The following is a 14,578-nucleotide window of genomic DNA, read 5'->3' as shown; positions in this document are numbered from 1 at the left end:
CAACTCCCACGATGGACCTGCTCATGAATGCGCTGACTCTGCCGGATATCGCCGCGCAGGCCTCACGCCAAGCCCTGCCACTGGAGTGGGTGGGCATGTGCGGCATTGCTCTTCCCGTTTTGTTTGAGGGCCAACGACTGAATGCAAAGGCCGATGCCGGCGTGAGCCTCGACGATGGCAACGCGCGTGGCATTCACATGTCACGGCTCTATCTGGCACTTGAATTGTTGGAACAGGAAAGCCTTTCAGCGGCTTTATTGCGGCGGGTTTTGCAGCGTTTTCTTGAGAGCCATGAAGGGCTGTCCAGCAGCGCCCACTTGACCCTTCACGCCGATTTGTTGCTGAAAAGGCCCGCGCTAATCAGTCCATTGGCGGGCTGGAAAAGCTATCCGATCAGCATCGAAGCACGTTTGAAAAACGCAATGTTCCACGTGGAACTAAAAATCGAGGTGCCTTATTCCTCAACCTGCCCGTGTTCTGCTGCTCTTTCTCGACAGTTGATTCAGCAGCAGTTCGTCGATGATTTCACCAACAAGCCACTGCAACACGCCGACGTTTTAGCGTGGCTCGGCTCCACGAATGGCATCGTCGCCACACCTCACAGCCAACGCAGCAGCGCAAAGTTGCGCGTACGGCTGGCTGATTTTTTGGACGAGTTGCCTCTGATTGCCGTCATCAATGACGCTGAAGCCGCACTCGGCACAGCCGTTCAAACAGCGGTAAAACGCGCCGACGAACAGGCCTTCGCCCTCGCCAATGGTCAGAACCTGATGTTCTGTGAGGACGCCGCACGCCGCTTGAATCTGGCCCTGAAGCGCTCCACGGGCATTAACGCCTTCCACATTCGTGTGATCCACGCCGAAAGCCTGCACGCCCACGACGCCGTAGCCGAAAGCCGTTTCAACTGGGAGGTCGCATGATCGGTTGCCACGCCTTGCGCTGGGGCGCACTGGGGCAGCCACTGACGCCAGCGCTGGACTTCGAACTGTCGAATGGCAGCCTGACTGCCATCATCGGTGCGAACGGCTCCGGGAAAAGCAGCCTGCTGAAGGTCATCGCCGGCCTGCAAAAACCGTTGGCCGGAAAGGTTCGACTGGAGGTTCCACTCAAGGGCGGTGTGTCGTTCCTGCCCCAGCAACAACACTTGGACAGGCAATTTCCGATCAGCCTTCAGGCATTGGTCGCCGCCGGTTTCTGGGGCAACAAACAATCACCGGTAATCCGTAGCCAACGACTGGCAACCGTCCTCGAAAACTGGTGCCTGAATGGCCTGGAAGATCGACCCTTGATGGCCCTTTCCGGCGGCGAATTGCAACGCGCCCTGCTCGCCCGATTGAGCCTGACAGACGCACCCGTGCTGTTGCTCGATGAACCCCACGCGGCCCTCGATGAACTCGGTCAGGCATTGCTCTGGAAACACATACACGATTGGCACCTCGACGGCCGGACACTGGTGGTCGTGTGCCATGACCTCGCCGCTGTTCGCGAGCACATCCCACATACATTGCTGATCAAAAGCAACGGTTGTGTATTCGGCCCGAGCGCCGAACTGATCCGCCAACAACCTCAATCGCAGGTGGCCTGATGATCGCTGCCGCGCATCTCTGGCAACCGTTCCACGAATTCGTGTTCATGCGCCGAGCGCTTCTCGGTGGATTGGTCCTGGCATGCAGCACGGCGCCCCTGGGGGTATTTCTGATCCTCAGACGCATGAGCCTGATCGGTGATGCCGTCGCCCACGGCATCCTCCCCGGTGCGGCGTTAGGTTTCTGGTTTGCCGGGTTGAGCCTCCCGGCGTTGACCATCGGTGGCCTCGGCGCGGGCCTGAGCATGGCAGGCCTCGCGGCCTGGATTACGCGACGCACCGGCCTGCGAGAGGACGCCAGCCTTGCGGCGATCTACCCGATTTCCCTGGCCGGTGGCGTGCTGATTCTCGGCATCGCCGGCAAACGCCTGGACCTGTTGCACCTGCTGTTTGGTTCCGCGCTGGCAGTCGACGGCCCGACCTTGACCGGCATGCTTTGGGTCTCGGGCCTGAGCCTGATGGCCATGGCACTGATCTACAAACCACTGCTGCTCGACACCCTCGACCCGCTTTTTCTGCAAACCGTCAGCCGACTCGGCCCACTGGCCCACGGCGTATTCCTGACGCTGGTGGTGTTGAATCTGGTCATCGGCTTCCAGGCGATCGGCGCGTTGATGGTAGTCGGCCTGATGATGTTGCCTGCCGCCGCGGCACGTTTCTGGAGTCGCCGCCTGCCAATACTGATCGTCGTCGCCACCGTGCTCGGCAGCCTCTCGGTATGGCTCGGTTTATTGATCTCGTTCTATTACTCGCTGCCCAGTGGCCCGGCAATCGTGTTGGTGGCCGGCGGTGGATATCTGTTGTCCGTGGTGTTTGGGCCGGTGCACGGCTTGCTGCGCCACCCGCCTTTGCTCACATCCCAATGAGGTGTTAACCGATGCGCGCTTTACTTGTGCTGTTCAGCTTGATGGTGTCGATGTCACTGTCTGCCGCCGAAAAACTTCAGGTGGTCACCAGCTTCAGCATCCTTGCCGACATGACCCGGCAGGTTGGCAAGGATCACATCCAGATCACCAACATGGTCGGCCCGGACGCGGATGCGCACACGTACGAGCCGACACCGGACGACGCCAAAGCGCTGCTCAAGGCCAGGCTCATCATCAAGAACGGCCTGGGTTTCGAGCCCTGGCTGGATCGCCTGGTGACGAGCACGGAGACTCGGGCGCCGGTCATCAGCGCAAGCCACGGTGTCATACCCCGTAGCCTGGATGAAGACGGCGAAACCGTTCCCGACCCGCACGCCTGGCATAACCTGGCGAACACCGAGCTGTACATCACCAACATCACCAAAGCGCTGATCGCCGCTGACCCGGCGAACACCGCCGACTATGAGCGCAACAGCCAGCTGTACCTGAAACAGGTCTACACCCTGCTCGCCGAAGCCAAGGCCAAACTCGGCTCACTGCCACCGGGCAACCGCAAGGTCGTGACGTCCCATGATGCCTTCGGTTATCTCGGCCAAGCCTACGGCATCGAGTTCATGGCACCTCAAGGACTCTCAACCGAGCGCGAGCCTTCAGCCGCCGAAGTGGCCGCACTGATTACCCAGATTCGTCAGGCCAAGGTCAAGGCGGTGTTCATGGAAAACATCAAGGACGCCCGCCTGCTCAAGCAGATCGCGGATGAAAGCGGCGCTCAGATCGGCGGCACGCTGTACTCCGATGCCCTGGCGGCGAGTGGTCCGGCCAGCACCTTCACAGGGTTGTTCGAGTACAACCTCAACACCCTTTACAACGCGTTGAGCAAGCCATGATCCGCAAGAACCCCTCTGGAGATTTACCGCTGATTGCCGAATCGGCCTACGTCGACAAGACGGCAATCATCTGCGGCAAAGTGGTGATCGGGGAGAACGTGTTCGTCGGCCCCTACGCGGTGATACGTGCTGACGAAGTCGATGACTCGGGCGACATGCAGCCGATCACCATCGGCGCCAACTCGAACATCCAGGACGGCGTGGTGATCCACTCCAAATCCGGTGCGGCGGTGACCATCGGCGAATTCAGTTCCATCGCCCACCGCTCGATCGTTCATGGGCCCTGCACCGTTGGCAATCGAGTGTTCATCGGCTTCAACAGCGTGCTGTTCAACTGCGTGGTCGGTGACGGTTGCGTGGTGCGGCACAACTCGGTGGTCGATGGTCGTGACCTGCCTGAAGCTTTCTACGTACCTTCCACCACGCGGATCGGCCCCAACACCGACCTCTCGCAATACCCGCCGGTGAGCGTCAGTGCTTCGGAATTTTCCGAAGATGTGGCGCGCACCAACGTCGACCTGGTACGCGGCTACAAGGCCCTGCAAAACGAGTTCTGAGCATGAGTAGCGCGCTGATTCGCAATGCCCGCGTTGCTGGAACCGGTCGCGGACCAGATTTTGCCAATCACCACACTGGCGGCCAAAACCAGCCATCGTGTCAGGACAAATTGCCTGGCATGACAAACGTCTTAATGAAGCACCCCTACGGTTTATGCGATAACGCTCGTTAGAAGCACCAGAGTACGCCGACCATGATCCAGATCACCCTGCCCGATGGTTCATTGCGTGAGTACGACCAGCCGCTGTCCGTGCACGAGGTGGCCGCCAGCATCGGCCCCGAACTGGCCATCGCGGCCGTCGCGGGAAGGGTCAATGGTGTACTGGTGGACTGCGAATACCTGATCGAGGCGGATGCCCGGGTCAGCATTGTCACCCCCCGGGAGCCGGACGGCCTGGAGATCCTGCGTCGCTCCTGTGCATTGATGCTGGCCATGGCAGTCAAGCAACTCCACCCTCATGCGCAATTGCGTGCGGGAAAGGAACTGGGTGACGGTTTCTATTACGAGTTTGCAGTCGAGCAACCGCTGACCCCCGCAGACCTGCCTCTAATCGAAGCGCGTATGCAGTCATTGGCAGCAACCAATCACTCGATCCGTCGTCGGCCGGCGCGCGAAGCCGTGTCGCTGTACCGTCTGGGGGACGCCGAGTACCAGAGCCATGGACCGCACGTCCCAACCACCAAAGTCTTGCAGGCGTTTGCCCTCGATCACATCAGCGGCACGTTGCAACAACGGATCTACGGCACCTGCTGGTCCAGCCATCAGGAGCTGCAACACTGGCGCGTTCCACCCCATGTGGTCGTCGTGAGCATGGATGAACGTCAGGCGACTTATGCACAAGCGGTGACCGAGTCCTTGCGCCAAAAAGGCGTGCATGCAAAGGCCGACCTGCGAAACGAAAAGGTCCGCTACAAGATTCGCCAGCACAGCCAGACCGTGCCGTTCCTGGTCGTGGTTGGCGAAATGGAACAGGCTGGGGGGTTCGTCAGTGTGCGCAGTCGCACGGGGGAGGATTTTGGCCGGATGGCTGTCGAGGCGGCGTGTGAGTGGTTAAGTCGGCCGGGGATTCAGGGCGGTTGAATGGACGCTTTCGCGAGCAGGCTCGCTCCCACAGGGGATTTGTGTGCGACACATAACCAATGTGGGAGCGAGCCTGCTCGCGAAGCTTTTTAAGCTCTTGGCTTCACCGTGCCGCAATCCTGCCCCAACCAGACGGCGCGGGACTCGAGGCTGCCCTTCTGCTGAATGCCGGTGGCGTTGAACGTCCCGTTGACCTTGGTGGTGAATTCACGATCACTGAGGAACGTCGCCACGCCGGCTCCCTGGGCTTTCGGGCAGCTGAAACGGAATTTCCACTGATTGCCGGAGCGGTCGGTGATTTCCTGTTTGCAGCCCGACTGCGGATCGGTCAGCGGAATGTTGTCGGTCTTGACCTGTTCAGGGGTCAGGCACGCCCGGATCCCTTTACCGCCCATGGTGATGCCCTGCTTTTCCAGCTGCGCACGCTGCTCGGGAGTCATCTGGTTCTGGATCTGGCCGAGGATCAATTGCAGGTCCGGCATATTCTGCTCGTCGACCTTCATGTTGCTCGTGGTCAGCTCCCACAATCCTGGTTGCAGCATTTGCGCGTGAGCCGCCACAGGAAGTGCCAAACCCAGTGCCATGGCCAAACCCAGCAGACGAACGTTCATCGAGTAACTCCTGATCAGTAGTGGCCGTTAGACGTCAGCCGCGGGCTTCGGTTCATGGTCGAATTAATTAGCGACATTCTGCACGGAACATGGTCTGTTAAGCACTGAATCTTCAGGAGCAAGGCAGCCCCCATGGATTACTTCGGACCACATATTTTCGGTTATACCATCGCCCTGTTGCACTCGCTGGGCATGATTGCGGCCATACACGCCGTGTTGACCGTCCGTACCGCCCAAGGCTCGATCGCCTGGGCCCTGTCGCTGTTTTTCATCCCTTACCTGACGCTGATCCCTTACCTGATGTTCGGCCGCAGCACCTTTGATGGCTACATCAAGGCCCGGCGGCAGGCCAACGACGAGATGCGCAAGGCTGTTTCCGAACTCAACTGGCGGCCCTGGGTAGAAGAAGCCCTCACCGCCCGCGCTTCTTCTGCCTACGCCTCGCTCAGAGCGATGCCCAAGCTCGGACACATGCCCTGCCTGGCCAATAACCAGATGCGGTTGTTGATCAACGGCCAGTCGACGTTCGAGGCCATTTTCGATGCCATCGGCCAAGCGAAAGAGGCCGTGCTGATCCAGTTTTTCATCGTCCACGACGACCGTCTCGGTCAACGCCTGCAGACTTTGCTGTTGAAGAAAGCCGCCGAAGGCGTAGCGATCTATCTGTTGTATGACCGAATCGGCAGCCATTCCCTACCCAACGGCTACGTGCAGGCCTTGCGTGATGGCGGGGTCGAGGTCAAGGCTTTTGGCCCCCGTAATGGCTGGTTCAATCGCTTTCAGGTGAACTTCCGTAACCATCGCAAAATTGTGGTGGTGGACGGCATTCTCGGCTTCGTTGGCGGGCACAACGTCGGTGATGAATACATGGGCGAGAAACCGCCCCTGGCCCCTTGGCGCGATACCCACGTGCAAGTGCGCGGGCCAGTGGTGGCGTGCATGCAGGAGTCTTTCGCTGAAGACTGGTTCTGGGTGGCTCATGCCCTGCCGCCACTGATCCTGCCCGAGGTTTATCCGGAAGACGGCGTGCTGTGCCAGTTGCTCGCCAGCGGGCCGGCAGACGCCTACGAAACCTGTTCTCTGTTCTTTGTCGAAGCGATCCATGCAGCGACGGAACGGATCTGGATCACCAGCCCGTACTTCATCCCCGATGAAGCCGTATTCGCAGCGTTGCGTCTGGCGGTCCTGCGGGGTGTGGATGTGCGGCTGCTGTTGCCGTCTCGACCCGACCATCGAATCGTCTACGCCGCCTCCAGCCTCTACGCCTTCGAAGCCGTGCGCGCCGGTGTTCGGGTGTTCCGTTACGAGCCCGGTTTCCTGCACCAGAAAGTGGTGTTGATCGACCACGAAATCAGCGCCATCGGCAGCGCCAACCTGGACAACCGTTCGTTCCGGCTGAATTTCGAAGTGATGTTGCTGACCGTCGACAGCGCCTTTGCCGCAGAGGTGGAACAGATGCTCAACGATGATTTCGCCAACGCCCACGAAATCGCCAAAGGAGAAGGCCGGGAGACTCACCGCCTGCAGCAGGTCGGCATGCGGGTCGCCCGGCTTATTTCGCCGGTTCTCTAGAGGTAGATATCGTCACGGGTCCATGGCAGTTCATGACTGCCATCGGCGTGGGCCTTCACCGCGAGAATCTGGTGCAGGTTGATCCAGCCCCGGGCAAAGGCGTAAGCGCAACCGGCCAGGTACAGTCGCCAGATACGCAGGGCTTGTTCCGGTACGAGTCTGGAGGCCGCTTCGAGGTTGTCCTCCAGGCGTTCGCTCCAGTGATCGAGCGTACGTGCGTAGTGCAGACGCAAGCTCTCGACGTCGACGATTTCCAGCCCGGCTTCACTGATCTCGGCAGAGATCATCGACAAGTGCGGCAACTCGCCGTTGGGGAACACATATTTTCCAATGAATTCACCGGCACCGCGTCCCACCGGACGGCCGTCGGTGTATTTGGCGGTGATCCCATGGTTCATCACCAGGCCACCGTCTTTCACCGCGCCGAACAGGGTCTTGCAGTACTCGGCAAGATTGGCGTGACCGACGTGTTCGAACATGCCGACGCTGACAACCTTGTCGAAACGGCCATCCTGCGGCAGATCGCGATAGTCGAGCAGTTGCAGTTCGACCAGGTCCTCCAGGCCTTCCGCTTTTACGCGTTCCCGGGCCAGGGCCAACTGCTCCTTGCTGAGGGTGATGCCGAACACTTTCGCGCCAAATTCTCGCGCAGCAAAACGCGCCAATCCGCCCCAACCACAACCCACATCCAGCAGATACTCGCCGGGCTGCAGGCGCAGCTTGCGGCACAAATGACGGAACTTGGCTTGCTGGGCTTGTTCCAGGGATTCGCTGCCGGTCTCGAAATAGGCGCAGGAATATGCCATGTCGCTGTCGAGCCACAGCTGATAGAACGCGTTGGAAAGGTCGTAGTGGTAGGAAATCGCCTTGGCGTCCATCTCTTTGTCGTGGGCGTTACGAACCGGCTGATTGTCGTCGCCTTCATCCAGCAACGCCTGGCTCCATTCATCGCAGACGCGGATCACATCGCTGATGGAGCCTTCAAGCTCAAGTTTGCCTTCGACAAATGCAGCACCAAGGGCGTCCAGACTTGGATGGGTAAACTGGGTGACCATTTGTGGGTCCTTGACCACAATCGTGACACTGGGCGTCGGCCCCAGATTGAATTCATGGCCATCCCAGAGTCTCAGGCGAAGCGGCAATTGCAGATTCTGTAAGGCCGGTGGAAGATGCGCGAGCATGGAGAAGCCCCCTTGTTTCAGACGTCTAAACAGAGGGTAGACCATCTTTGAAAAATAGCTGGCTATCGAATTAATAGCCGTTTTCAATGATTCGCGACGCCAGAACCGGCCGCCGCGAACGCACAAAATGATGTGCCCTCATCTTCAAAGACTACGAACCGGGCGCACAGTTCTAAAAAGTTGAAGCCCCCCGTGATTGCCCGGTTTAGAGCATTCGCCTTCAGGCTTCATCCTTGAGCTTGAGCAGTGGCTCCTGGAACCGCAGCAAACGACCGGCATTGCCCAACACCAGCAAGGTGCTGAGGTTGTGCAGCAACGCCGCAATCATCGCCCCGGCAGCGCCAAGCCAGCCGAACGCGGCGAAGGCCACGATCGCCAGGGTCCAGCCTAGCCCGATGATCACATTCACCTGTAACGTTTGGCGGCACTGACGACTCAGGCGCACGCAAGTACCGAGGCGGCGCAGGTCACTGCCGATCAGCACGATATCCGCCGATGCCAAGGCGATGTCCGCACCGCCCGCGCCCATGGCGACACCCACCACGCCAGCCTTGAGGGCCAGGGAATCGTTGATCCCATCACCGACCACCATCGGCCGGAAACCGCTGTCGATTTCCTTGAGCACACGCTTCAGTTTGTCTTCGGGCAGTGCCTGCGCTTCGACATCACTGATCCCGACATCCCGGGCGAGCGTTTGTGCGACGCTGTGCCGGTCACCGGTGAGCAACACCTGGCGACCCAACCCGAGGTCGCGCAACTCACCCAAGGCAAATTGCGCCTCGGGTTTGACGCTGTCGGCCAACAACAACCAGGCGAGAAATTCACCGTTGAGCGCCAGCCCGGCAATCGGACCGTCGTGATCGGGAACCTCCGTTGTACTGATGCCCAGTTGCGCGAACAGCTCCGGCCGGCCGAGCGCCGCTTCGCCCTGCCCGGTCATCGCCACCACGCCCAGGCCCTGGCGCTCATGGATGTCAGTAAGCAGCAGGAAATGCTCCTGGGTCACCAACCCCGCGAGAGCACGACTGACCGGATGACTGCTGGCCGAGCCAAGGCTGGCGGCGAGCGTCAGGAGATGACTGCGATCCTCCAGCGGACTGTCGATGGATTGCAGCCGCAAGGTGCCGAAGGTCAGCGTCCCGGTCTTGTCGACCACCAGCGAAGTCAGGTCCGCCAACTCTTCAAGGAACGCAGAACTGCGAATCAGAATCCCGTGGCGTGCCGCTACCGCCACCCCGGCAATCGCCGTGGCCGGCGCCGACAACACCAGCGCACAAGGACAGGCCGCCACCAACACCGCGAGCATCGCTTGAGCGTTGTTGGTGATGAACCAGGTCACCGCCGCCAGCAGCAACACCAGCACCATATAGCTGCCCGCGTAACGCTCCAGCAGACGAGTGATCGGCGGTTTCGAGCGCTCGGCGTTTTGCATCAGAGCGATGACTTTGCCGAGGGTCGATTCCTGGCCGATGCGGGTCACTTCGATCCGTAGCAGACCGTCGAGGTTGATCGCGCCGCCGAACACCGACATGCCGACGCCCGCCTCCATCGGTACCGATTCGCCGGTAATGGAGGCGGTGTCCAGGCTGGCCTGGCCGGACAACACCCGGCCATCCGCGGGCACCCTGTCCCCGGCACGGACCTCGACCAGGTCGCCCGCCTTGAGCGTACCGTTGTCGACTTCGATGATGGAGCCGTCCGCCTGAACCTTGCGCGCGTGGCTGCGGGTCAGTTTGCCGAGGGCGTGAATCGCCTCTTGGGAACCGATCACGCTGCGCTCCTCCAGCACGTGCCCGAAGATCATGATGATCGGCAACAGGGCCGCCGTCAGCAGATCCCCGGTGGCCCAGGCACCCAGCATGGCCAGGGCAATCAATTGATCGGTGATGCCGTGCAGGCTTGGATAGCGCAGGCTGTACCAGGCTGAACGCATGACCGGAACGGCGACCAGCAACGAGGCAAAACCCAGCAGCAGTTGACTGACACCAGTCTGCTCCGGCGCCAGCCAACGCCAGATCAAGCCCAGCGCGAGCAGGCCCAACGCGAGCATGGCCAGGGTCAACTGGCGCGCGGCGCGGCGCTGTTCGGCCGATGACAACAGGCTCGGTGCAGCGGTTGTTTGAGCAGTCATTGTGCAGGTCCCTGAATGATCAGGCGGGAATCGTCTTTGGGATCGACAGTCGTGACCGAGCCAGCCTGGCCGAGAATTTTCGGCATCCGCTCGCGATAAATGCGCAGCAGCATTTGCGGGTCAGTCCCCTGCTGCTGAGCCTTGGCCAGGCTCAATACTGTGGCGGTATCTGCCGAGGCTTTGGCCAGTCGTTCGCTCGCCTGGGCATGGGCCACTTGTAGCGTACGGTCGGCTTGCTCGTTGGCGGTCTGCGTCAACTTCTCGGCTTCGGTGCGTGCATTGGCGACGGCCTTATCGGCTTGCTGGCTGGCCGTCAGTACCGCGTTGAAAGCGTTCACCGCAGGGCTGGGCAGACTCGATTGCACATCGACCCGCGCCACTTCGATCCCCAAGCCCTGCCCCGTTGCGGTGAGTTCGGCCAGCCGTTGATTGATGCCCTGCACCAGATCGCCACGCAAGCGCTCGCGCCGTTCCGCCGCCTGGCTATCAGCGCCGATCAATTCCGGACGAGCGACCAGGATAGTGTCCAGATCCCGTGCGGCCGTGAGCGCGACCGCACTGCGGGTCACCAGACGATCCAGTGCCGGCAACACGTGTTCGCCTTGAAGCACGAATGCATAGGGCTCGGTGACTTTGTAGAAAACCCGCACATCGAGTTGCACCACTCCGGCATCCCCCGTTAACAGATAGCCGGAACCTGCGAGGGCATCGCTGATGGGTGTGGCAAAACTGGCCACGCGATCTGCCTGCATCGCGGCACCACTGCGCAACAAGCCTTCCACTCGGCGCTCGATCACCCGATCCGCCGCCGGCAACAAAATCACCTGCTCGAACGGTTGTGGCCAGGCCAATAACAGCCCGGCATTCTGAATGCGATCCAGCGCGCCGAAATGCAAAACCACTGCGCGATTCTGCGGATCAATCTGCCGCACATTGGAAAACGCCCACGCCAATGCCGCCAACACCGTCACCGCGTAGAGGGCGAGAAACGCCAAGCGCCCGGCCTGAATCCAGGGGCTGCTCAACTCATTTGTTCCACGTGGAACCAAACTCATGGCTGCGATCCGGACTTGTTGTCGAAGCTCGGCGGACCGTCAACCAACACCCGGAACGGTGCGGCGTCGGTACGCAGAATCAGCTTGGTTCCTGGCGTCACCACCGTGCCCAAGGTGTCGAGCGAGCGCAGCAGGTTGTAGAGCTGCGGCGATTGCGCGTAGGCGCGGCCATAAATCTGCGCCGCTTCGACGCGCGATTGCGCTTCGATATCTGCTGCTTTCACCGTGGCATCGGCCTGCACAATTCGCGCATCACGCTCGGCGGCGGAACGAATTTGCGCGGCTTCACGCTTGCCGACGGCCGTGCGCTCAGTAGCGATGGTTTCGCGCTCGGCACGCATCCGGTCGACCGTCGCGGTGAGCGTCACCGAAGGCAGCGTCAATCGCTCGATACCGACCTGCAACACGCGCACACCATAAGTGGTGAGCAACTGCTGATCTATTTGCTTGCGCAGTTGTGTTTCGAAATCGGCGATGCGTACCTGGCTGGCATCTGTATTGACCAGGTTCGCCAGATCAAAACTGCTGGCGGTGGTTTCCAGCGCGGAGCCGACAAAGGTGCGAATCTGCCGCGCGGCTTCATCGGGCTGGTTCTGCACCGCCCGCATGAAACGTTGCACATTGTCCGGATCGCCCTGCACCTGCCACGCGACATAGGCTTGAACGATGATGCGCAGACCGTCCCGCGTGCCGACATCCTGCAAACCGCTCGACGTGGTACGCAGCCGCAGATCCACAGGGATCGCTGCTTCGAACGGTGCCGGCCAGCGCCAGCCCAGTCCCGGCTCCAGCAAGACCCGTGAGGGGTTGCCGAAGCGCGTGATCACCGTGGCCTCACCCGAGCGCACCTGCACCAGGCTCGCGGCAGCGACCGCAAACGCCACCAGCAATGCCGCCCACCCCATCCGACGCCATGGGAATGGACCGGCCTCCTGCGGATCGCCGTGATGATGATGGCCGTGGTGATGGTGCCCGCCATGGCCGTGATCGTGGCCGGCGTGGTCATCGTGATCGTGAGTATGGGACTGGCTCAATTGGCAGCTCCTGGCTGAGCGGTTTTACGCGACGGCGCAGGGTCAACCGGCAGCGTGAACGTACGGAGGTCGATAGTCGGCGCATTGCTGCTGCCGCCCAGACGATGATCGAGAACCAGCAATCTAGCATTGGCCAAACCCTGGGATAGCTGGCTGAAATACTGTTCCAGCACAAAGGCCTGACCGGCGCTGGCATAGGCTTTCTGTTCGGCGTTGAATTTCAGGTCCGCTGCCTGAGCGCCAGCATTGATTTCGCGGGCGCTGGCCGTCGCCTGATCGCGGGCGATGCTGGCCTGCAACTGCGCCTGATTGGTAGCTTCAGCAGCGGCACCACGTTCACGGGCGATCAAGGCTTGCGCGCCAATCTGCGCCGCTTGCACGCCGTGATAGGCGTTGGCTGCTCCGGCCGGGGGGTGAATCGCCTCGACCACCGTGGCGAGAATTTCCACGCCGCTGTCGAGTTTTTGCAGGTCCGCCTGAACCGCGCGGCCGATCTCTTCAGCCAGCCCTACCCTGTCCTCGCCAAGCAATCCGTCGAGAGTGCGCGAGGCGAAGTCGTGAACCAGGATTCGGCTGGCGGTGCTGCGAATCAACATCGGTACATCGGCACTGTTATAGGTCGCAGCCAACGCCGCCTCATCGCTCAGACCAATGCGATAGACGAAGCGTACGTCCATGTTGACGATCTGAAAGCTCTGCTTGTCGGCTCGGCTGCTGGCGATCACCTGGGACTTGTCGTTCACATGGCTGGCGTCCCACAGACGATTGGCAACTGCCGGGGCCGGGCCTTCAGCGGGGTCTGCCTGAGTAGGGGGCGTGGTTTCGCCAACACTGGTGGCCAACTCGTGTACCACGCCATTCTCGACGCTCAACACCCGGCCCAATGGCCAAGGCAACCCCATATGCAAACCTGGGCCAAACACCTCCACTGGCTTACCGAATCGTTCGTAGATGCCACGCTCTTGCAGGGCAATTTCGTGAATGCCGGTCAGCGACCAGCCAACAAGTGCAACCACCGCCAACACCGGCAGGAAGGCCCGACGCATGTAAGTGAAGGCCCAGATCTGCCGCAGGTCGATGCCGAAGCGGTTATGCAATTCGTGCTGCAACGCCAGCAATGGCTGTGGTGGCCAGCGCAACATGTCAGCGATAAAACTGCGCGCCAGTAGCTCTGGTTCAAGACGTTCACGGCGCGGGCTGAACAATGACAACACCGCGCGCAGCAACAGTTCTGCCGCCACCAGCCCCGGCAGCAGTCCAATCAACACCGCCAGGTGTACGGGCCATACCGAGGTTTCATCGGCAAACAACAGACAAAAAGCACCGAGCGCCAGGCTGATGATCGCCACACGGATCAATTGCGCCAACGTAGCGGCTTCAGGCCATTTCGCGCTGTTTTCCTGCGCCAGATGACGCTCCATCACCAACAGGCCAAACGCCAACAGCAAGAAGCACGCTGCCCCGACATTGGCTGCCAGCCCCAGTGCTGCCGGGGGCAGTGTGAGGTTCCAGGCCTGTTCGACGCCCAATACCGCCAACAATCCCCAGCCACCAAGCCACAGCGTTGGCGCGCCGATTTGCCCTAGCAGGTGCTGCGATTGCAGGCTGATCCGGTCCAGCAAACGCTCATACCACCCCGAAGGCGCGACAGATTCGTCGACAGCAATCACCTTCCCCACGGGGTTCATGGCGCGGGCACGCCACTGGGCCACCCACCAGGCCGATTGCAAACCCGCCATCAATACGACAAACGCCATGCTCAGGTTCAGCAGCAATGTTGGCCACAGTGTTTGCGAGGAAAACAACACGGCAAAAAACGCCAGCAGCACACCTACTGTCGCGAGCACGCCCGCACCGATGGCGAACTGGCGCAAACGCCGCCCTTGAATGAACGCCTGCTGAAAGCGCGGCAACCCGGCTAACGGCGTTTCATCAACATCGAGATCGACTTGCATACCACCCCAGAGTGTCTTCGCTTGCATGGCAATTCGTTACGATATAACGAAAATGGTGAAAT

The 14,578-nt window shown here is 60.7% G+C and carries 13 protein-coding genes; 7 read left to right on the top strand and 6 right to left on the bottom strand.

The features are described 5' to 3' along the window. Window positions 1–23: 23 nt before the first annotated feature. From folE2 to KGB20_RS28680, 6 genes are all read left to right on the top strand, one after another. Complete coding sequence (gene folE2 / locus KGB20_RS28705; RefSeq protein WP_154860858.1) at window positions 24–920, top strand: GTP cyclohydrolase FolE2; 897 nt, start codon at window positions 24–26, stop codon at window positions 918–920. Beyond that, complete coding sequence (locus tag KGB20_RS28700) at window positions 917–1,585, top strand: metal ABC transporter ATP-binding protein (RefSeq protein ID WP_154909758.1); 669 nt, start codon at window positions 917–919, stop codon at window positions 1,583–1,585. Before folE2 ends, KGB20_RS28700 begins: the two co-directional genes overlap by 4 nt. Then, the gene (locus KGB20_RS28695; RefSeq protein ID WP_150812687.1) at window positions 1,585–2,451 is read left to right on the top strand and encodes a metal ABC transporter permease; all 867 of its coding nucleotides are present in this window, start codon (window positions 1,585–1,587) and stop codon (window positions 2,449–2,451) included. Before KGB20_RS28700 ends, KGB20_RS28695 begins: the two co-directional genes overlap by 1 nt. An 11-nt stretch (window positions 2,452–2,462) precedes the next feature. Continuing rightward, entirely contained in the window at window positions 2,463–3,338 is an 876-nt protein-coding gene (locus KGB20_RS28690; protein WP_154909756.1) for a metal ABC transporter substrate-binding protein, read from the top strand. Beyond that, on the top strand, window positions 3,335–3,895 hold the full coding sequence (locus KGB20_RS28685; protein ID WP_057712685.1) for a carbonate dehydratase: 561 nt from the start codon (window positions 3,335–3,337) through the stop codon (window positions 3,893–3,895). Before KGB20_RS28690 ends, KGB20_RS28685 begins: the two co-directional genes overlap by 4 nt. 194 nt (window positions 3,896–4,089) lie before the next feature. Then, on the top strand, window positions 4,090–4,977 hold the full coding sequence (locus tag KGB20_RS28680) for a His/Gly/Thr/Pro-type tRNA ligase C-terminal domain-containing protein (RefSeq protein WP_057712684.1): 888 nt from the start codon (window positions 4,090–4,092) through the stop codon (window positions 4,975–4,977). 89 nt (window positions 4,978–5,066) lie between these two features. Here KGB20_RS28680 and KGB20_RS28675 read toward each other — a convergent pair whose 3' ends face one another. Continuing rightward, the gene (locus KGB20_RS28675) at window positions 5,067–5,588 is read right to left on the bottom strand and encodes a DUF3617 domain-containing protein (RefSeq protein ID WP_057712683.1); all 522 of its coding nucleotides are present in this window, start codon (window positions 5,586–5,588) and stop codon (window positions 5,067–5,069) included. Window positions 5,589–5,720: 132 nt separating this feature from the next. Here KGB20_RS28675 and cls point away from each other — a divergent pair, with 132 nt between their 5' ends. Further along, window positions 5,721–7,160: a cardiolipin synthase gene (gene cls / locus KGB20_RS28670; protein ID WP_154860855.1), complete on the top strand. Its 1,440-nt coding sequence runs from the start codon at window positions 5,721–5,723 to the stop codon at window positions 7,158–7,160. On the opposite strand, the gene cfaB is transcribed toward cls, so the two are convergent. The 5 genes from cfaB to hflK (KGB20_RS28645) form a co-directional block, all read right to left on the bottom strand. Then, window positions 7,157–8,341, bottom strand: a complete 1,185-nt coding sequence (gene cfaB, locus KGB20_RS28665) for a C17 cyclopropane fatty acid synthase CfaB (RefSeq protein ID WP_057712681.1) — start codon at window positions 8,339–8,341, stop codon at window positions 7,157–7,159. The two genes, cls and cfaB, sit on opposite strands and share 4 nt — an antisense overlap. Window positions 8,342–8,561: 220 nt before the next feature. Beyond that, window positions 8,562–10,472 (bottom strand): cation-translocating P-type ATPase, encoded by a 1,911-nt coding sequence (locus KGB20_RS28660; RefSeq protein WP_154909754.1) that lies wholly within the window; start codon window positions 10,470–10,472, stop codon window positions 8,562–8,564. Continuing rightward, window positions 10,469–11,527 (bottom strand): protease modulator HflK, encoded by a 1,059-nt coding sequence (hflK, locus tag KGB20_RS28655; protein ID WP_154909752.1) that lies wholly within the window; start codon window positions 11,525–11,527, stop codon window positions 10,469–10,471. The genes KGB20_RS28660 and hflK (KGB20_RS28655) overlap by 4 nt, the downstream gene beginning before the upstream one ends. After that, window positions 11,524–12,561 carry a protease modulator HflC gene (hflC, locus tag KGB20_RS28650; protein ID WP_154909750.1) on the bottom strand — a complete coding sequence of 346 codons (1,038 nt, stop codon included), beginning with the start codon at window positions 12,559–12,561 and terminating at the stop codon, window positions 11,524–11,526. Before hflC ends, hflK (KGB20_RS28655) begins: the two co-directional genes overlap by 4 nt. Next, entirely contained in the window at window positions 12,558–14,516 is a 1,959-nt protein-coding gene (hflK, locus tag KGB20_RS28645) for a protease modulator HflK (protein ID WP_154909853.1), read from the bottom strand. The genes hflC and hflK (KGB20_RS28645) overlap by 4 nt, the downstream gene beginning before the upstream one ends. Window positions 14,517–14,578 lie beyond the last annotated feature (62 nt).

Origin of the sequence: Pseudomonas sp. BF-R-30 (assembly GCF_019956175.1) — a bacterium.
In the GTDB taxonomy this organism is placed as follows: domain Bacteria; phylum Pseudomonadota; class Gammaproteobacteria; order Pseudomonadales; family Pseudomonadaceae; genus Aquipseudomonas; species Aquipseudomonas jessenii.
This window is presented reverse-complemented; position numbering and strand designations above follow the sequence as displayed.